This window comes from Weissella sp. LMG 11983 (assembly GCF_025908495.1).
In the GTDB taxonomy this organism is placed as follows: Bacteria; Bacillota; Bacilli; order Lactobacillales; family Lactobacillaceae; genus Weissella; species Weissella fermenti.
Map to the genome: position 1 here is coordinate 116,020 of NZ_JAOZFD010000001.1, position 18,832 is coordinate 134,851.

At 44.0% G+C, this 18,832-nt stretch carries 20 protein-coding genes; 2 read left to right on the plus strand and 18 right to left on the minus strand.

The window, feature by feature from the left end; all coding sequences use genetic code 11:
- Nucleotides 1–897 (minus strand): carbohydrate ABC transporter permease, encoded by an 897-nt coding sequence (locus tag OIT45_RS00730; RefSeq protein ID WP_199404446.1) that lies wholly within the window; start codon nt 895–897, stop codon nt 1–3.
- A 2-nt stretch (nt 898–899) separates the two neighbouring features.
- Nucleotides 900–1,910, minus strand: coding sequence for an ABC transporter ATP-binding protein (locus OIT45_RS00735; protein ID WP_135798645.1), 1,011 nt, complete (start codon nt 1,908–1,910; stop codon nt 900–902).
- A 327-nt stretch (nt 1,911–2,237) separates the two neighbouring features.
- Here OIT45_RS00735 and OIT45_RS00740 point away from each other — a divergent pair, with 327 nt between their 5' ends.
- Both OIT45_RS00740 and OIT45_RS00745 read left to right on the plus strand, forming a co-directional pair.
- Entirely contained in the window at nt 2,238–2,588 is a 351-nt protein-coding gene (locus tag OIT45_RS00740; RefSeq protein WP_264339766.1) for a metallophosphoesterase, read from the plus strand.
- The gene (locus OIT45_RS00745) at nt 2,585–3,808 is read left to right on the plus strand and encodes a bifunctional metallophosphatase/5'-nucleotidase (protein ID WP_264339767.1); all 1,224 of its coding nucleotides are present in this window, start codon (nt 2,585–2,587) and stop codon (nt 3,806–3,808) included. The genes OIT45_RS00740 and OIT45_RS00745 overlap by 4 nt, the downstream gene beginning before the upstream one ends.
- A gap of 45 nt (nt 3,809–3,853) precedes the next feature.
- Here the strand turns inward: OIT45_RS00745 and OIT45_RS00750 are convergent, their stop codons facing one another.
- The 16 genes from OIT45_RS00750 to OIT45_RS00825 form a co-directional block, all read right to left on the minus strand.
- The gene (locus tag OIT45_RS00750; protein WP_199404444.1) at nt 3,854–4,465 is read right to left on the minus strand and encodes a sugar O-acetyltransferase; all 612 of its coding nucleotides are present in this window, start codon (nt 4,463–4,465) and stop codon (nt 3,854–3,856) included.
- 78 nt (nt 4,466–4,543) lie between these two features.
- On the minus strand, nt 4,544–4,855 hold the full coding sequence (gene trxA / locus OIT45_RS00755) for a thioredoxin (protein WP_135797623.1): 312 nt from the start codon (nt 4,853–4,855) through the stop codon (nt 4,544–4,546).
- A 123-nt stretch (nt 4,856–4,978) separates the two neighbouring features.
- Nucleotides 4,979–5,446, minus strand: a complete 468-nt coding sequence (locus tag OIT45_RS00760) for a pyridoxamine 5'-phosphate oxidase family protein (protein WP_199404443.1) — start codon at nt 5,444–5,446, stop codon at nt 4,979–4,981.
- 118 nt (nt 5,447–5,564) lie between these two features.
- Nucleotides 5,565–6,668 carry a non-hydrolyzing UDP-N-acetylglucosamine 2-epimerase gene (gene wecB, locus OIT45_RS00765; protein ID WP_199404442.1) on the minus strand — a complete coding sequence of 368 codons (1,104 nt, stop codon included), beginning with the start codon at nt 6,666–6,668 and terminating at the stop codon, nt 5,565–5,567.
- Nucleotides 6,661–6,963: a hypothetical protein gene (locus OIT45_RS00770; protein ID WP_264339768.1), complete on the minus strand. Its 303-nt coding sequence runs from the start codon at nt 6,961–6,963 to the stop codon at nt 6,661–6,663. Before OIT45_RS00770 ends, wecB begins: the two co-directional genes overlap by 8 nt.
- Nucleotides 6,960–7,754: a glycosyl hydrolase family 8 gene (locus OIT45_RS00775; RefSeq protein WP_264339769.1), complete on the minus strand. Its 795-nt coding sequence runs from the start codon at nt 7,752–7,754 to the stop codon at nt 6,960–6,962. The genes OIT45_RS00770 and OIT45_RS00775 overlap by 4 nt, the downstream gene beginning before the upstream one ends.
- Before the next feature lie 38 nt (nt 7,755–7,792).
- Nucleotides 7,793–9,103 carry a glycosyltransferase family 2 protein gene (locus OIT45_RS00780; RefSeq protein ID WP_199404440.1) on the minus strand — a complete coding sequence of 437 codons (1,311 nt, stop codon included), beginning with the start codon at nt 9,101–9,103 and terminating at the stop codon, nt 7,793–7,795.
- Complete coding sequence (locus tag OIT45_RS00785; protein ID WP_199404439.1) at nt 9,100–9,249, minus strand: hypothetical protein; 150 nt, start codon at nt 9,247–9,249, stop codon at nt 9,100–9,102. The genes OIT45_RS00780 and OIT45_RS00785 overlap by 4 nt, the downstream gene beginning before the upstream one ends.
- Nucleotides 9,242–9,928 (minus strand): hypothetical protein, encoded by a 687-nt coding sequence (locus OIT45_RS00790; protein WP_264339770.1) that lies wholly within the window; start codon nt 9,926–9,928, stop codon nt 9,242–9,244. Before OIT45_RS00790 ends, OIT45_RS00785 begins: the two co-directional genes overlap by 8 nt.
- Nucleotides 9,929–10,306: 378 nt before the next feature.
- Entirely contained in the window at nt 10,307–11,800 is a 1,494-nt protein-coding gene (locus OIT45_RS00795) for a helix-turn-helix domain-containing protein (RefSeq protein WP_199404437.1), read from the minus strand.
- A 90-nt stretch (nt 11,801–11,890) separates the two neighbouring features.
- Complete coding sequence (locus OIT45_RS00800; protein ID WP_264330240.1) at nt 11,891–14,266, minus strand: endonuclease MutS2; 2,376 nt, start codon at nt 14,264–14,266, stop codon at nt 11,891–11,893.
- 32 nt (nt 14,267–14,298) lie between these two features.
- Nucleotides 14,299–14,841, minus strand: coding sequence for a CvpA family protein (locus tag OIT45_RS00805; protein ID WP_199404435.1), 543 nt, complete (start codon nt 14,839–14,841; stop codon nt 14,299–14,301).
- A complete protein-coding gene (gene zapA / locus OIT45_RS00810) occupies nt 14,841–15,071 on the minus strand; it encodes a cell division protein ZapA (protein WP_199404434.1) in 231 nt (76 codons plus the stop codon). Before zapA ends, OIT45_RS00805 begins: the two co-directional genes overlap by 1 nt.
- A gap of 80 nt (nt 15,072–15,151) precedes the next feature.
- Nucleotides 15,152–15,412: a hypothetical protein gene (locus OIT45_RS00815; protein ID WP_135797614.1), complete on the minus strand. Its 261-nt coding sequence runs from the start codon at nt 15,410–15,412 to the stop codon at nt 15,152–15,154.
- Nucleotides 15,413–15,478: 66 nt separating this feature from the next.
- Nucleotides 15,479–17,104: a peptide ABC transporter substrate-binding protein gene (locus OIT45_RS00820; protein ID WP_199404433.1), complete on the minus strand. Its 1,626-nt coding sequence runs from the start codon at nt 17,102–17,104 to the stop codon at nt 15,479–15,481.
- Between the two features lie 172 nt (nt 17,105–17,276).
- A complete protein-coding gene (locus OIT45_RS00825) occupies nt 17,277–18,536 on the minus strand; it encodes a DUF2974 domain-containing protein (RefSeq protein WP_264330239.1) in 1,260 nt (419 codons plus the stop codon).
- Nucleotides 18,537–18,832 lie beyond the last annotated feature (296 nt).

Genomic DNA, 18,832 nt, shown 5'->3' on the forward strand with positions numbered 1-18,832 from the left:
CTAGTAGTGCACGTGCTTCTTGCTCCACCAAAGTTGGAACAAGGTGACCACCAAAATCATCACAAACAGGACAACACCAGAAGCTGCGGCGAGGCCGTACTTGTTTTGCTCATAGAACATTTGATACAAGTAGTAAACGACCGTTAACGTGCTGTGGCCGGGGCCAGGTTGACCACCGAACAAGGCGAAAATTTCATCAAACACCTTGAATGATCCAATCACTGCATTCACCGTTACCAAAAATGTCATTGGTGAAATCATTGGGAGTGTGACGTGCCAGAAACGTTGCCAGCTGTTCGCACCATCGAGCATGGCCGCATCGTACAAGCGCTTATCTACGTTATTGAGTGCCACCAAGAAGAGCAAGATGTTAAAGCCGAGTCCCTTCCAGATTGCCAAAATGATTAACGCTGGCATGGCATAATGTGGATCATTCAACCAATCAATTGGGTGCACACCGACGAAACCGAGCAAATAGTTTAATAGGCCGGCATCTTTGTTGTAAATCCAACGCCAAACCATCGAGATGGCTACAACACTGGTTACGAATGGCATGAAGTACAGCGTGCGGAAAAAGCCAGCTAAGCGCTTGATTTGATTCAATAACACCGCGATAACCAACGAAATAATAATTTCAGCCGGCACAACACCAACGACGAAAATAATCGTATTCCAAACGGCGAGATGAAAATCATTATCTTGCCACAGTGTTTGGAAGTTATCGAACCCCACTGCGTTGACCTGATTTGTGAAAAAGTTATAGTCGGTGTAAAAACTCATCGCTAAACTTTTGATAATCGGATACAGGCTGAACACCGCAATAATCAGCAGCATAGGAGCCAAGTAGGCCAGCGCCTTTAAATTATCACGCCACGTTGGCTTGGTTTGATTCATCATGCCTATTCACCCCCTAATGGCAAGCGAACACCTTGTGCATCAAAGGCGAATACCCCCCGTGGATTCAATGACACTTGGTTGGTAGCGATCGTCAATTCCGTTGAGACCAACTTATGTTCGCCGAGTTGCAAGGTTGCTTGACGGTCACGGCCGAATGCGCGTACGTGTTGCGCTTCAACAGCTAACGTTGGCTGACCGGGTACAAGCCCTTGAATGGCCTCAGGACGGATACCAACCGTGACAGCATTGTTTGGCAAACTCAGGACATCACGCAAGGCCGTTGCTGGCACTTCATTAATGACTGGATCACCAATAAAGCGGGCCACGAACTGGTTGGCTGGGTCTTGGTACAGCGTTTGTGGTGAATCGAACTGTTGAATCACCCCATCATTCAAAACCATAATTTTGTCAGCCACGTGCATCGCTTCGCTTTGGTCGTGTGTCACAAATACTGTGGTAATACCGGTTTCTTGTTGAATACGGCGGATTTCTTCACGCATCTCAACACGCAAACGCGCATCCAAATTAGACAATGGCTCATCAAGGAGCAAGACCGTTGGTTCTTTTGCCAATGCACGGGCAATGGCGACACGCTGTTGTTGCCCACCAGATAGTGCACCGGGCTTCTTGTTCAGTTGATCATCCACGCGGACCAACTTGGCCAACTCCTTTGCTTTGGCTTCACGCGTCGCCTTATCAACTTTCGCCATCTTCATCGGGAAAATGATGTTATCCAACACCGTCATGTGCGGATAAAGGGCGTAATTTTGAAATACCATCCCCACACCACGCTGCAAGGCATCCTTTTTAGTGACGTCATTCGTACCAAAATAAATTCGGCCCGTCGTCGCTTGTAGCAAACCTGAAATCAAGTTCAAGGTCGTCGATTTTCCACCACCACTTGGTCCTAGCAGGGCAATTAATTCACCATCCGGTAGCTCAAAATCCATATCATGTAGCACCTCAACCCCATTGCTGTACGTTAACGTGACATGCTCAAACCTTACTTCCACGATTGTTCCCCCATACCTCAACATAATCTTAGTAATGACATTGTCGTCATCAACCTAACTTTCCGTTAGTATAGCATGATAATTATCGTTCGAAAGTGTTTTCTTATTTTTTGTTCGTTACGTAACGGACGTTATGTGTGTCACTGACCCGAAACGCCTATCTTTAAAGTAAGTTAACCAATGATTAGCCCTAACAGGTCAAACTTGGTCAAAGTATTTCGTCCGAAAAATAACACCTTAGCGTTAGTTGCTCTTATGTATTTTAAATTAGTCGCATTTGCGGTATTCTGATTATTAAGTAACACAAATTTTAATGGAGGCATTATCATGCATGTCACGTTGGTTTCAACATCAGACGTTCACGGTTATTTCCGTGCTGATGACTTTCGCCGACCACTTTTGAATACCCGCCTAGGTTTGTCTCGCGCCGTCACTGTGATGAATGAGTTGCGGACACACGCTGCGCCGGATGACGTGGTAATTGCCATCGACAACGGCGATTTTATCCAAGGGTCACCGTTGACCAACTATATTGAAAAAATGGACCGCGCTGATTTGCCAATCTACAAGCACTTGGCGGACACTGCTGGTTTTGATGTTCGCATTTTAGGTAATCACGAATTTAATTACGGCCGTGATTACCTAGCGTCAGCGATGACTGACGTTGAAATTTGTTGAACGCCAACATTCTCGATGAGACAACTGGCCTACCTTTTATCGGCAAGCCCTACACCATCATCAACCGCAACCATGTCCGCATTGGGGTCATTGGTCTTACGACGTCTTATATTCCACATTGGGAGCACCCAGATAATATCCGTGGCTTGGTCTTTGCTGATCCAGTTAAAACGGCTGAACGCTATGTGGCTGAGCTACGTCCCAACGTGGATGTGCTGGTGATTGCCTATCACGGTGGTTTCTCACGTGATTTGCAGACTGGCGCTGCTTTGGAGCATTTGACGACAGAAAACCAAGGTTATGAGCTTTTGAAAATGCCAGGGGTCGATGCGCTGATTACTGGCCACCAACACCGTGCGATTGCTGAAGTTGTTGACGGTGTGCCAACTACCCAACCTGGATATCGTGCGGAATATGTGGGCGCCATTCAACTTGATTTGGATGAACAATTACACATTAATCACGCCAATGCCCAGCTAATTGCGACGGGTAACTTCAAGGAGGAGCCGACCATTCTTGATTTGGTCGCACCATTGAACGACCAAGTTAACGACTGGTTGGATACCGCGATTGGTACGGTTGGTGACAATATGCAGGTTACCAAGCACTTCGAAGCGCGTTTGAATAATCACCCGTTCATTGAATTAGTGAATCAAGTGCAAATGGCTGCGACTGGTACGCATATTTCAAACACCGCGTTATTCAATGACGAAGTCCGTGGGCTACCTAATGAAGTGACGCGTCGTGATGTCATGACCAATTACATTTATCCAAATACGCTAGTCGTTGAAAAGTTGACCGGCCAGGATATCAAGGATGCCCTGGAAATTAGTGGGCGCTACTTTGATGTCACGGTAGATGGTGAATTGATTGTTAATCCACGTTTTCTCGAACCTAAAGTACAACACTACAACTATGATATTTGGAGTGGTATTGATTACACCTTTGATTTCAGTCGTCCTGCCGGCAACCGCGTGACGGCATTGAAGGTTAACAACCAACCAATGTCGATGACGGATACATTTGAGGTCACGATGAACAACTACCGTGCAACTGGTACGGGTAACTACAAAATGTACAGCATCGACAAGGTTGTCCGTGAAGTGCAAATCGAAACGGCTGATTTAATCGGTGACTACATCGCGGATCATCCGAACATTCAAATTCCACAACCAACGAACATTACCAGCAAGGGATTCGTTTGGGCAAAGACAAACTAAATCAAAAGCCGGCGGTATCAATTACGAGATACCGCCGGCTTTTGCTTATTCTTGCGTTAAATCTTTGATGACGTGGGCTGGATTACCCGCAACCATCGTATTACTTGGCACATCTTTCGTTACCACACTGCCAGCACCAACGACGACATTGTCACCAATCGTCACACCCGGCAGGACAATCACCGACACACCAAACCACACATCATCCCCAATTGTAATTGGGGAATCATACTGCCACCCTTCGCGACGTAAAGCCACGTTATGTGGATGATGATTTGGCGTGAAAAATTGTGCATTCGGACCGATGAAGGCATGTTTACCAATCGTTACTTTACCAGCACTGACAATTTGCAGATTGGCATTAATGAAGCTGTCTTCACCGAGAACCAACTGTTCTGGATACTCGATGGTATTCACGGGGAACGTAATTGAAGCTGATGCAGCCATGCCTGGCAAAAATTCATGCAACAAATGTGTTGCTTCACCCATATCCGTTTTCGCAACGTCATTCATCAGTTGCACCTTTTGGAAAGCACCTTGTGTAATGGCTTGCAGTTGCGGTTCCTTGCCATATTGGTACCAGTCACCTTGATCAATTTTGTCAAAGATATCTAGCGCTGCTAAACGTGCAATTTCAGTTTCATTCAGTGGTTTCATCAGTATTGTCCAATCTTTAATAGATAAGATTATTTTACCGCATTAAAAAACGAGATGCTTGATGCATCTCGTTAATTGTTAGGCATACTTTGCCAAAATTGCTTCTAGTTGGTGCGCTGGTGTGAAACCAGTCAAGCGTTCAACTACTTCGCCGTCCTTCTTTACAAGGAGCGTTGGAATCGCCATGATACCAAATTCTTGGGCCGTGGCAGGGTTTTGATCAACATCCATCTTGTTGAACTTTACTTCAGGCATTGATTCAGCCACCGTTTCAACAACAGGTGATTGCATGCGGCAAGGACCACACCACGTTGCCCAGAAATCAGTCAACGTTACCCCTGTATTTGTCTCTTTGTCGAATGTTGCATCCGTAATATCTTGAACCGCCATAATTAGCATTCCTCCCTCATTATTTTCTAATGTAAGGTTAGTATAACGCCAAGTGTCCGATTTGTCGAATAGGCATTTAATCAAAAAAGGATGTCCCAGTTGGACATCCTTTTCAATACGTTATTACATTGCTTCTTCAGCAACGCCTTCTTCGTTCAACAACAAAGAGCTGATGCCTTGATCACCGAAAATCTTAACTGAGCTGAATGACAACTTCAATACGACAAAGCTGTCCTTTGCTTCTCCAGCAACATCCATCCAGTTTGGAATTTGGTTTTCAATCAATTCTGCGACGTCATCAATTGACTTGTCCGTTAAATGAATTTCAGCCTTGTTTGATGTGACTACCCCATTGTCCTCATCAGTTGGCACCGTCGTGAACGCAACAAATGGATTAGCCTCAATTTCAGCCATCTTGTTTGAGTTGCGCGTCGTTGTGATGTAAATGTAGTCCGTCAACTCATCGGGCGTCAAGTAGAAGACGTCACGGTTAGATGGACGGTTGTTAACAGCTGTTGCCAAGTTCAAAACGTGTGAATCACGCAAGTACTTCTCCAACAATGCTTTGGTATCCAAATTTGCTTCTGTCATAGTTCATTACTCCCTTTAGTTAGTTCCTTGTGGTTATTATAACTAACTCTTAAATGAAAAACTGATATAAACACCTGGATTCGGTATGTTTTACTGTGGGTTTAAGAATTAAACACACTTACATCATAAACTGCTTAATAAGATGCACAATCCGTTCAGCGGTATGACCATCCCCATAAGGATTCGTATTATCTGCCATGTCATGATATTGTGTCTCATCATGAAGGAGACCTTCAACGGCATCTTTAACTGTCTGGTAGTCCGTACCAACTAAGCGCAATGTACCCGCATCGACCCCCTCTGGTCGTTCAGTTGTATCTCGCAAAACAAGTACCGGTACATTCAATGAAGGCGCCTCTTCTTGAATGCCGCCTGAGTCCGTTAAAATTAGATAACTTCGGGCAGCTAAATTATGAAAATCGACAACATCTAATGGATCAATTAAATGTACCCGGTCAATATCACCCAAAATTTCAGTTGCGACTGATTGCACAGCTGGACTCAAGTGCACTGGATACACAACCTCAACTTCAGGGTTTTCAAGCACGACATCCCGAATTGCTCTAAAGACACGAGCCATTGGCGCCCCTTGATTTTCTCGTCGGTGCATCGTTAGTAGCACCATTTTTTGTTCAGGCTGAATTTGGTCCAAAACAGGGTTTTTATAATCTCTATTTAACGTGTAATGTAAGGCATCAATCACGGTATTTCCGGTCACAAAAACATTATCTGTCTCGACACCTTCTTGAATCAAATTATTGGCACTTAATCGCGTTGGTGCAAAATACATATCTGCAATGCGATCTGTTATTTGGCGATTAATTTCTTCCGGAAACGGTGAGTACTTATCCCACGTTCGCAACCCAGCCTCGACGTGGCCCACCGGGATGTGGTGGAAAAACGCACTCATACTTGTCGCTAACGTCGTGCTCGTGTCACCATGAACTAAAACGACGTCTGGTTTTTCAGCTGTTAATATGTCGTCCATCCCTAGCAAAACTTTGCTCGTAATTTTAGCCAAACTTTGCTTAGGCTCCATAATTGCCAAATCATAATCCGGCTTAACATCGAAAATATCTAAAATGGGTTGCAACATTTCTTGATGCTGACCAGTCACAACCGTCACTGGTGTCACTGTATCATCATTTTCAAGCGCCTTGATAACCGGCGCCATTTTTATTCCTTCAGGCCGGGTGCCAAAAACAGTCATCACTTTAATCATTTCTAAATCCTCCTACAGCCACTAGTGCTGTGATCGTTGCATCATAATAAGGTTGTTGCGCCACCGATTTGTTTAAAACAGTTGCCGTATTGCGGTACAGCACTTCAGCATCTGCGGTGTTAGCGTTCGTAGCCAAATTGAAAATTGGCGCTTGGAAGGCCGATGATTCATATTTTTTTGTCGCTTGGCCATTCAAACGATAGCCAGCTACCAACGTTTGTTGTTGCGCAAAGAAGTGCATCATTCGGCCCTTAATTTTACGGGCACGGGCATCGCTTGCGTTGGCCAGCATCATCGGAACCCGCGCTGCGTTATAGTCATACGTACCATCAGCCTTAGTTGATACTTCGTCACGTTGGGCTGGGCGAATGCGATCTTTTTCAATAATAGAAAAATCCGGTACCAACCCTGCTGATGTTGGTCACTCAACGTCTGCAATTTATCCAACATACTATTTGAAATCGCTCGCCAACGGTCATCACCTGTCGTGGTAGCTAACGCATTAAAGACCGTTGGCATCACATCAGATGAGCGCATCACATCATAAGCCCAACTATCCGCAGTTGCCCAATTTCCGACGGTAACCATTTTTGCTGTGTCGTTATATTCATAACGCAAAATATCAGCTGCAATTTTTCGGGCCAGCCGGTGATATTCTCCAGCTGCCTTGGGCCAAGTTTTAGCCGCCGTTATCAACGACTGCGCAATATACAAGTCACCATCAGTGGCACTATTTTGATTGTTATGCCATTCACCTTGCTTGAGTTGCTGACGCCAACTCATTAAGTACGTATCACCATCGCGATGTCGTTGATAATAAGCCAGCAAACTGTCAAAGTCCGCTTGCTTTGACCAACCGTTACGGCCTGCGCGCGCAGTAATCAGCATCCCCATTCCTTGCGCTTCTGACATTGCCACCGGTTGCTTAGCCGTACCCGCATTCACATAGGATGCACCCCCGTGATTTTTCACGACGAATGTTTCACGCCAGGTTTCATAGGTATCACGTGCAACCGCCTGCTCATTATTAACGCGAACATAAACCAAAATGGCTGAAAACGCCAAAATAACCGCCAATACTGCCAACCATAATCTTCTATGTAATACCATTTAAACCTCACTAACTAATCATTAAATCGCTTTGTCTTAACCCAGACATTACCATTTCGATGGAAAAGACTGTCGCCGATAACTTGCGCAACTGCATGCACTGAAACCGCCATGAATAGTTGTGTATAGGTAAAGTACGACAAAAATGATAACCAGATTTGTTTTGTCGTCGCCTGACCGAACTGGGTAGACATGGCAATATTAATCTGCAAAACATATAACAAAATCATCAAGACCCAATTACATAATAAAATTTGCGCCAGTAAGACATTCGTCGTGCCAAACGTGAACGGTATCGTAATCGTTGGATTGAACAAACCAATAACGTAAAACACAACATTTACCGCAAACAAGATATCCGACAACAGAATTGCGGCATTGAACCAAAAGAACGTTGCGGAGTAGTAAAACGTTTCAATTTTGACGCGCCAGTTACTTCGATCGAAGAGATGCTTAATATTATTAATCACCACTTGATAGTTACCTTTGGCCCAACGCAGTCGCTGATGATAGTAATCTCTGATATGCTCAGGTTCTTGTTGAAAAGCCTCAGAATTATAGGCCAAAGCAATTAGCTTACCACTCTGCATAATCTTGAACGAAATATCCGTGTCTTCCGTTAATGCCCCATCTCGCCAACCGCCAATTTCGGTCACATAATCTTTTCGAATAATAAAATTCGTGCCTGGAATACGACCAATCTTAAATAAATGCCAAATCGCAATGTGCTGGATGCGCTGCGTCACAACAATCTCTTGATTGATAAATTGCGTCAATAAATTTTGATTCGCATTGCGCGTCTTGTTGCGCCCAAAGACTGCCACATGGCGCTCCGGGTCTTCTAATGCTTTACGAACCAGGAAGTACAATGCATTCCGTTCTGGCATGGCATCTGCATCATAAACTGCAATGAATTCACCGTTTGCCACCTGTAGAGAGTCATTTAACACACCGGCTTTGCCGCCTTTTCCCGTTCGCTCGACAATGACAATATTGCGGTTTTGATTCTCAGGCAAATCTTTGATACGACGCATCTCAGTTGCCGTTTGATCCGTCGAATTATCTGAATACAACAGCAGTTCCACCTTTTCTGGTGGATAATTCAGGTTCAAGAGCGCCGTCATTGTTTGCGCAATAACAACATCTTCGTTGTGAGCTGGGACGACAATAGATATCGTGGGGTAACGTTTTAGCGGTGTTATTTCTGTCTCTTTTGTACTGTTTTTAAGCCAAAAGTGAACGGCCCCAAACAACGTAACCATTGCCATCGTTAATGACAACCATATCGAAAACAACGTTGTAATCAATAAAAATTGGTGTATCATTGTGCCTCACTTTCTTGTCCCCATAACTTGCACATTGTTGCTTCAACGCGTGAATAAATGGTCCATTGGGCAACAAATAATACTGCCGCAAGCACCAAAAATACAACACTAATCACTAGCGCAATCCAAAAAAAGATATTAATCATGTTCGATCTCCTTCTTCATATATTCCGTTACAAGATCGGTTTCCATTTCACGTCGAATGTGTTTCAATGCATCTGGTAACGTTTGATATTTTTCAGCGTTATCCTCTGTAATCAACGTGTGTCCCCATTGAAATTGGGGTTTGTAATCACCAACCATAATTTCTGACAACGCCATCTTCGTCTCATCAGTCAAACCAGTAACTGTTTCTCGTGGCAACCTGAACGACAAAATCAAAAACATATCATCATCTAAAATGTAAAGGAATTCAGATGGCAAGCGCTTTTGCTTCAATACGCTCGCTACTGCGTGGATAACAGCATCGTATTGATTGGCATTAAACTGACGGTACTGTTCACTGTGCGCCCATTGAATACCAGTCACGTCCATACAAACATTGGCTAAACCAGGATATGCACCAAAACGACTGACTGACTTTTCAAAAATTTTGTTGGCATTATATGAGCGCTGGAGATTCAAACCAGGATGATAATTCTTGGTAAATGACGCAACATGTCGTTCGTTGGCCATTAGCCAACTTAAGTCACCAACAATTGTCCGACGTCCGTTCGTCAAAAATAACGATGCCGGAAAAGCAATTAACAAGAGTATTTTTTCTGGTATGCCCATGACAAACGATCCGATCATCAGTGTTAACACACCAACCACCAAATAAATCAATCCTAACCACGTGATGAGCAAACCTGGCAGAACCAAACTTGTAAATATACCTAGCAGCACTAAGGATGCTGTTGCGATTTGAACCACACTGGAATAAAGACTGGCCCACCAAATGAGTATGATTAAGGCTGTTGCGAATCCAAAAATATAAAATCTACTCCGACTAATTAAGTTTTTTCTTGTCGACATTCGCTATCTCCCTTCGTTGACTAAAAGTAAACGATAACCATATTCGCACATTTTGAAATGGTCTTTAATAAAATTCGTTTTAAAAAAAGACCGAAAAAATAGAAAACATTCCTATTTATCAGACTTTTAATAATGAAAAAAGCTTCATATCAAACGATTAACGTCCAATAATGAAGCTTGTTCTCATATTTAATTTTGTCGGCGCCAGGCATTAAATTTTTGGGAACTAATCTGATCGTTATCTGCAATCAGTTGATTCAGATAACGATCAGATTCAATTCCTTGCCAAACGTACACTAGTTCATTAGTCACTGGTTTTCGAGGCACATCTGTTAACAATATATCTGTGTGATTGTCCAACCTATGTGACGTCGCAATCTTTGCTTTGGTTACCGGGCCAAACTGGGCCAGTAGCAGATTTTCGATATTCACATGATTACCAAAGTCCAACACAATATTGACCTTTGGAATATTTTGGTAGATATAATCGCCTGTTGCCAAAGCTGAGACAAGATCGGTTAAGAGGGCCGTTTTCAGTTTACTAGCATCGAGTTCTTGTCTTTGCGCAAAATCATTCACTATTTCAGTCCCCAACTGAAACGCCAATGGGTATCGTTCTGAAAATTCTTCAAAATGTTGTAAATCATAAATCCCTGAACTAATCCCAAATGGATAGATTAAAAATTGAAATAGTGTATGTCCAACACTATACGTTAACTTTCTAGAGTCGACAGGTGTCATCGACAAACGGAATAGACACTTATAACTCGTTTGAATACTCTCATCAAAACGTTGCCAACATTGCTTTACATTAGCCGTGACATCTTGCGTAGTTTGAATGGTCGAAAACAGTCCTAAACTATGCAAGATTAAGATAATAAAACGCGCCTCATTATCTAATTCTTCGTCAGACATTTTGCCATTACGAGCCATCAAGACTTTCACGTGGTTCAGAAGTCGTTGCGCCTGTTCAGACATTTCAGTCGTTGCGTTTAGATACTGGTTGGTAAAACGATTGGATACGAAGTGCCGTTGTGAGAAACGATTTGTCCAAATCGCAGCCATATGCCAAATAATACTAATCTGGGAATCTTTTAGTTCACCAAAAATTGGCGTGATGACATGACTAATATAGTAATTAGCCGCATTTTTAATCTCATCGGCAACATCGGCCGTGCGTTGCCCATTATATACCGTTAGTAAGGCAAATTTTAGAAATCGAATATTTTCCTCCTGCCCTACTAATCGATAATCTTTGGTTATTTCGATACCCTGAACTACCAGATTTTCTTGCACAATTGTTCTTTCTTTATAGATAGTGGGCGTTGAAATTCCTAAATCAAATGCCAAGTCTTCCCACGACTCAAAATCTTCGGCAATTAAGTGTTCAATAATCTGTGCTCTGGTTGACTTTGACAAATAATATTGTTTCAACTCGTCTATCGGTAGCAGATTTAACGGCGCGTCAAATACAATCACATTCCCTTTTTCAATATCCAACACACCTGTTTGACCAGTTAATTTTGCAATGTCTTCATTCAATTGATCAACTACCGAAATCACCATATAACGTGAAAATTTAAATTCTGCCATCAGGTCAGACAATCGTGTCACTTTATTTCTAACCATATAACGAAACACAGAAAGTCGATGCTGTTCCTGCGTTGTCCATATCCATTCCATACAAATGCCCTCAATACCACACCCACATCATTAAATTGATTATAGCAAAAAGGCTAGCAACAAGTCGTTGCTAGCCTTCTTCATTTATTATTAACCTAGTTCAGCGTACGTGGCACCTTGATCAGGACCTGTGAAGTTGAAGTTCTTCACGGCACGGTGTGAACGCAAGTATTCTTGCACACCTTGGCGGATTGCACCAGTTCCCTTACCGTGAATAATTTCAACGGAAGGTAAGTTGTTTAGCAATGCGCGATCAATAAATTGATCCAGTTCGCTCATCGCAGCTTCATAGCGTTGTCCACGCAAATCAAGCGTCGCTGACGCGTTCGCACGGTTAACAGCCTTACTGGTGTTAACACGGGGCTTTGGCGCAGCCTTTTGCTCTGACTTCACTTCGGCAACGTTTTGCTTCTCGATTTCGTCTTCAGCAAGCACCATCTTCAAGATACCCATTTGGACTTCAAACTTGCCGTCCTTGAGCTTGCGCTTAACCGTACCTTGTTGACCGTACTCACGCACCAAAACCGTATCGCCGGCTTCAATGTTTTGGCTCTTCGCCTTCTTAGCCTTACGCAAAACGCGGTTGTTTTCAGCTGAAGGTTCTTGGCGCATCGCGTTCAAGGCACCCTTCGCATCCATCAACTTGTTTTCCTTAACAGCCACCCCATCAAGTTGCATCTTACGCAAATCAGCGATAATCTTATCAGCCTTCTTGCGTAAATCGGCAACGATGTGGTTCGCTTCCTTCTTGGCTTCTTCAAGCGTGCGGGCCTTCTCGGTTTCCATCTTTTCAAGCTTTTGCTCGTAATCGTTCTTCATTTGACGATTTTCGATGACTTGTTGGGCCAATTGCACTTGTTGGGCCAAAACGGCATTACGACGTTCAACCAAGTCAGCAATCATATCGTTCAATTCTTGTGAATCTTCTGTCGTCAATGAGGCAGCGGCATCAATAATGCTTTGATCCAAGCCCAAACGCTTAGAAATCTCCAAGGCGTTTGAACGACCAGGAATACCCAACAAGAACTTGTACGTTGGACGCAACGTTTCGACGTCAAACTCCATTGAAGCGTTGATAGTATCGACACGGTTGTAGCCATAAACCTTCAACTCAGGATAGTGAGTCGTGGCAACAGTATATGAACCCTTGGCACCCACGGCATCCAAAATTGACATGGCCAAAGCTGCTCCTTCTTGCGGATCAGTTCCGGCACCCAATTCGTCGAAAAGCACCAATGAATCAGCGTCAATTTGCTTCAAGATTTCAACAATGTTGACCATGTGTGATGAGAACGTTGACAATGATTGCTCGATTGATTGCTCATCACCAATGTCCGCGAAGACTTCCTTGAACAAACCAACTGTTGAGTACTCAGCAACCGGAATGAACAACCCTGATTGGGCCATCAATTGCAACAAGCCCAATGTCTTCAAGGTAATCGTCTTACCACCGGTGTTAGGACCCGTGACGATGATGGCCTTGTAATCTTTACCGATAATAATGTCGTTGGCCACCGCCTTTTGTGGGTCCAACAATGGGTGACGTGCTTGCAACAAACGCACATGGTTTTCTGGGCTGTACTCAGGCTCTTGTGACTTTGTTGCCGCAGCATAACGTGCCTTGGCGTTCACAAAGTCCAAGTGACCCAAAACTTCGGCATTCTTTTGAATGTTGTCAGCTTCAGGGCGCAACATGGCTGACAATTCTGCCAAAACGCGCTCTTCTTCGTGACGCTCCTTGATGTAGTGCTCACGCAATCGGTTATTCATATCAACCACATCACCAGGCTCGATGTACAACGTTTGCCCCGTTTGTGATTGGTCGTGCACAACACCACCGAAGTGACTACGGTACTCCGTCTTAACTGGAATAACATAGCGGTCATTACGGATTGTCACGATTGGGTCAGACAAGTATTGTGCTGACTTACCACGTGTGTAATCTTGCATCTTTTGACGGATGGCATTTTCAGTTGACGTAATGGCTTGGCGCACACGATGCAATTCTGGTGAGGCTTCATCGGTCACACGACCATCCCCATCAATCGCCGTATTCACACGACGTGTCAAATCTTGCATGACAACCAAACGCGTGTAATAAGGACGCAAAGCAGCCAATGGCTCACCGCGATCTTCAACCAAGTTTTCGAAGAACAAACGCATTTGTCCAGTTGTAAACAACACGCGTCCGACTTGCGCCAATTCTGTCCCACTCAATGACGCATCAATCTTCAAACGTTGCATGTGAGGCTTAACATCCGCCAACTTTGGAATATTAATCCCACCTTGCCAGCGTAGCACCTTAGCTGCGTCTGACGTTTCTGCCAACCATGTTTGCATTTCGTTGGCATCTGCAGTTGGCAACAAGTTGCGCAACTCATTTTCACCAGCAGCCGTTGAGAGGTATGGTCGCAATTGGGCCTTTACCGCTTCATACTCAAGGGTTGCTAAGACTTTCTTATTCATGTGTCTTAACCTCTAATATCTCTTATTAATCCCTACTGGAGAATCCACCATTGATAGATGGCATCTGAGAAGTAAGGTGTCTGATTCAAAATCCATTGGGCGATAGGTGACTGAACCATCGCATCGTGGTACCAAGAGATTTCCCATGTCTGTGTTAATTGTAAAACAAAGAAGATTTCAACGTAGACTAAAAGGCCGTAAACAAGCATACCAGCCAAACGATTCATTGTTCCAAGCAAAGGCACTTTATTAATGAAACGCAAACTACGCTCAATTGAACGCACGATGAACGTCCCAATCACCATAATAAGCCCAAACGCTAACCCTGATGCCAGAAATTCATTAGCCTTGTCCGAAACAAGTTCTGGTACACCGTTGGCGGCCCAACGCGCTTGCACGGACATCAAAAACGTTTCATGAATCCAGCTTCCCAAGCGGTGTGACATCAAGACAGCTACTGCATAAACCACAAAGCGACCGCCCAATGACAATAAACTGCGGACGAAACCTAAGTATCGGCCACGTAGTACCGCCGCCAGAAGCAATACTGCAATAATAATTGACAGCAAGTTCATTATTCAGCGCGATCCTTCTCAGCTTGCATCTTCAATTGGTCTGACAAGGCGTTGATAGCCAACAAGGTTAGGAGTTGGTCATCTGACAACTTGGGTGCCAATTGCTTCATTTGGTCCAATTGTTGGTTAGCCAATTCAAAAACAGCCTTCATGTGCGCTTGTGATTCAGCCGCTGTAATCGTGATTTCTTTACCTAGAATTTCGCCTTTAAAACGTGTCTTTTCTGCCATGTTGTCTTTCCTCTTCTTGTTTATTCATAACTACCAGTATAGCAAAAAAGCGCTGATATTTCAGCGCTTTCCGGTCGATGCTATTGATTATCGATTACCTGATAATCTTTTTCGAATTCATTTTCATTCACGATGCGCAATTCCTGACCATCACGCGTCAAAAAGTCACCGCATGCCCCCATTGCAACCGACCAAGGCGCATTGAGCATCAAGGTGTTTTCTTCACGTGCATCCCAGTGAAGAAGTCCTTGTTTGAATGCATCTTGCACCCAAACTGCTGGCGTCATGTCATCTGAAATTTGCCACACATCCACAATTTGTGTACCATGCTTCGCTTGCATTATCGTTACCTACTTTCTACGGTAGCTAATCCCTCTTCTCGATACCAGTATACCATTTAAAGCTAGTTACTTCTTGTAGGCCCACTTCCAGTCATATGGTGACCCAACTGGGTTTAACACCACATTCTTCACTGATGGGCGCATCAACGTGGCTGATGATTGGTAGTAAAGTGGTGCGACACCAACTTGCTTTTCAATCTGTTGCTCAGCTGTCTTGTAGTCTTCATAACGCTTGTTAACATCATTCACATCGGTTGTCTTTGCAGCATTCACGGCATCATCATACGCTTGGTCGCTCCAGCTACCGTAATTGAAATCTGAATTAGTCGTTGCCAAATCCAAGAATGATGATGGATCCGCATAATCAGCGCCCCAACGATCAATGACAACTTCGAACTTCTTGGCTTCTGACAAAGCCAAACGTTGCTTGAATGGCACAACCTTGATTGTCACCTTCACGTTATCCAACTTTTGCCATTGCGCTTGAATAAACTGGGCCAAACGCTTTGAGGCGTCTGTGTCATCAGCCAACAATTGGACAGACAACTTCTTTTTACCAGTCTCCTTGAGGCCTTCCTTCATCAACTGCTTAGCCTTAGTCTTGTCATATGCAATTGCCCCGGGGACAGCCGCTGACTTGGCGAAATCTTCACCCGTATTCGGATCCTTGGCCAACTTAGCTGCCGTGAAAGTCGTTGCTGGCGTAGCTGTCCCCGTCAAAATCTTATTTGCCAAGGTCTTACGATCAATAGCATATGACATCGCTTGGCGAATCTTCAAGTTCTTATAGACTGGATTATCCTTTTGGTTGAATTCCAAGTAAGCAGTCGTCGCTGATGGAATCACCTTGTAAGCCTTTGAGTTCTTTGACGCATTCACCTGGTCAGGTGACAAGTTCGTGAAGTCCACGCTACCGGCCTTATACAAGTTGTACCCAGTATTCTGGTCCTTGATAGCTTGCACCACAATCTTAGGTGTCTTAACCGCCTTCGCGTCCCAATATTGCTTGTTTTTTACCAACGTATACTTGCTATTTGAGCCGTTCCAATCCTTCATCACGAATGGTCCTGATGACAACGTATACTTAGCGGTTGTACCATACTTGCTACCCGCTTTTTCAACAAAGGCCTTATTTTGTGGGAAGAATGGTGCCATCGTCAAAATTGATTCCAACTGTGGCATTGGCTTTTCTAGCGTGACTTCCAAAGTCGTGTCGTCCAGCGCCTTTACGCCCAAATCATCCAAGTTCTTATCCTTGCCTGATTGAATGTCATCAGCGCCCTTAATACCTGAAAATAGGTAGGCATACGTTGAAGCCGTCTTTGGATTGTTAGTACGTTGCCAACCGTAAACGAAATCATTAGCTGTCAAAGCATCCCCATTTGACCACTTCAAATTTGGACGTAGCTTGAACGTATACGTCAAACCATCATCTGACTTTTCAACTGATTCAGCCAACGCCAATTGTGGTGTGCTGTTCTTATCATTACGGTACAAACCGGCCCCAATGGCCTGCATCGCATCAAAATCAACAGCGGCCGATGACTTTGATTGATCCATCGTGCCAACTTCGGCCGTCTCCGTCCAGTTGATTGTCTTGTACGTGGCGGCCTGCGTTGCCGTTGGTACCACGATTGATCCCAAAATTAGACTTGCTGAAGCAAGCGCTGCTCCCTTAACTACTTTATTCATACTCAAATACCCTCCTAAGCGATGCCTAAATATTACCGCCGAGTGAGTATTAATACAAAGAATAGCTCTTAATTCATCGGATTTGTATCTGAAAACGGTTGCAACCTAACAATTTTACATACAAAAAATACCCATGCCGATAATCGACACGGGTATAATGACGGCTTTTCAGCTAGAACTTCGCAACAAATTCTGGCAAAGACTCAGCAACTGACAACAACTCAGATGGCGTCAACGCATGCATAAAGGCTGCAACCGTCAATCCCATATTGAAGTCAAATCCTGCCGGTTTTACTAATTTATCAATGCCTAAGCGAACAGCTCCCGCGGGCGAAATGAACAAAGAAACCGCCTTTTCAGCAAAATAATTCAACTGGTCCTTATCCAAATACATCATGCCGGTTTCCACGAATTGATGCAACATACTAATCATTGCATTTTGCGACGTAGCATCCGCCATCTTCACGGTGTTAGTAGCGGCGTCCACAGTCAGCATCGAAACAGGTGAGTGGATAGCGCCAAAGCGGTCCATCAGCATATTGTGGCCGATTTCATTCAACAACCCAAACACGTTATTACTCTTCAACCCGATCAACGCTTGCAAATCTGCTAATCCAAAGGTCGCCTGTGACTTGATGTAAATTTTCTCACCCGCAATTGGCCACATCATAATATTGATGTAGTCTTCACTATTAGAAATCAAGGTAATCTTGCTTTGATTCTTAACGATTTGGTCTGAGTACTTGCGGAAGAAATCCTTACCAAACCCTTGACCGTCAAAAGCATAGACGTGTTCGATTTGATCACCACGTGTAACACCAACATACATGGCCTTGTTACCACCCTTTGAGTGACCCGTCACATAAACCTTCTTTGCATGATTTGCGTTATACGTTTGTTGAATGGCATCGAAATACCATTGTGCCGTTCCTTGTTCAACCGTATCTGTTTGTGTAATCCCCTTGGCATTGTCCAGCCACTCATCGTCACCACTCGTACCTTGATAAGCGATGATTTCATCATTCTTATACATCATTGTAAAGTAGTGCACCAATGAACCCGAATCAAATAATTTGGCGGTCACATTCTTCACTTGCATTTGAGACCAGAAATTATAATCTGTTACGAGTGAGTTAATGAACGCCTTGATTGTTGCCTCTGGGAATAACATAGATTGACGCATTTCGTTGGCCAACTCTGTCGGGTTTTGATATGACGCCCACTGAGTAACGCTCATGCCCATTGATTGCCAGAATGAAGGCAAGTAAATCAAATTATTAATCATGTCCATGTGTGTCTTGATATTCTTATCTTCGGCCAATGACGGAATATCCGTTTTTGTTTGTACATCACTTGCCTTGACTGCCGTTAATTGCGACAAGGCTGAACTCGTTGCTGACACGACATCTGAAGAGACACTTTTAGGCTGCACAACAGAGGAAGCAACGCTGCTAGATGAGGAGACTGTCTGACTTGCATTTGATACGACACTAGATGAAGCTGACTCGTTTACTAAACTAGTTTGATTAGCTGCAGTACTATTTATACTTGCAACACTGCTTGCAACTGTTACAGAACTTGTATCCGCATTATTTGAAGAAGTTAGACTAACAGCCGAGCTTGAACTAACCGCACTACTGATTACGGCGGAAGACACTGCGGCACTTGACGCATTGCTGTCATCTGCACTTAAAACCGTAGTGGTTGCTTCTGATAACTTCGTCTGAC

Excerpts from the sequence above, each read along its gene's own strand:
- OIT45_RS00730 (WP_199404446.1), bottom strand. The coding sequence starts at position 897 with ATGATGAATCAAACCAAGCCAACGTGGCGTGATAATTTAAAGGCGCTG.
- OIT45_RS00740 (WP_264339766.1), top strand. The coding sequence starts at position 2,238 with ATGCATGTCACGTTGGTTTCAACATCAGACGTTCACGGTTATTTCCGT.
- OIT45_RS00750 (WP_199404444.1), bottom strand. The coding sequence starts at position 4,465 with ATGAAACCACTGAATGAAACTGAAATTGCACGTTTAGCAGCGCTAGAT.
- trxA (WP_135797623.1), bottom strand. The coding sequence starts at position 4,855 with ATGGCGGTTCAAGATATTACGGATGCAACATTCGACAAAGAGACAAAT.
- OIT45_RS00760 (WP_199404443.1), bottom strand. The coding sequence starts at position 5,446 with ATGACAGAAGCAAATTTGGATACCAAAGCATTGTTGGAGAAGTACTTG.
- wecB (WP_199404442.1), bottom strand. The coding sequence starts at position 6,668 with ATGATTAAAGTGATGACTGTTTTTGGCACCCGGCCTGAAGGAATAAAA.
- OIT45_RS00770 (WP_264339768.1), bottom strand. The coding sequence starts at position 6,963 with ATGATGCTGGCCAACGCAAGCGATGCCCGTGCCCGTAAAATTAAGGGC.
- OIT45_RS00780 (WP_199404440.1), bottom strand. The coding sequence starts at position 9,103 with ATGATACACCAATTTTTATTGATTACAACGTTGTTTTCGATATGGTTG.
- OIT45_RS00785 (WP_199404439.1), bottom strand. The coding sequence starts at position 9,249 with ATGATTAATATCTTTTTTTGGATTGCGCTAGTGATTAGTGTTGTATTT.
- OIT45_RS00795 (WP_199404437.1), bottom strand. The coding sequence starts at position 11,800 with ATGGAATGGATATGGACAACGCAGGAACAGCATCGACTTTCTGTGTTT.
- OIT45_RS00800 (WP_264330240.1), bottom strand. The coding sequence starts at position 14,266 with ATGAATAAGAAAGTCTTAGCAACCCTTGAGTATGAAGCGGTAAAGGCC.
- OIT45_RS00805 (WP_199404435.1), bottom strand. The coding sequence starts at position 14,841 with ATGAACTTGCTGTCAATTATTATTGCAGTATTGCTTCTGGCGGCGGTA.
- zapA (WP_199404434.1), bottom strand. The coding sequence starts at position 15,071 with ATGGCAGAAAAGACACGTTTTAAAGGCGAAATTCTAGGTAAAGAAATC.
- OIT45_RS00815 (WP_135797614.1), bottom strand. The coding sequence starts at position 15,412 with ATGCAAGCGAAGCATGGTACACAAATTGTGGATGTGTGGCAAATTTCA.
- OIT45_RS00820 (WP_199404433.1), bottom strand. The coding sequence starts at position 17,104 with ATGAATAAAGTAGTTAAGGGAGCAGCGCTTGCTTCAGCAAGTCTAATT.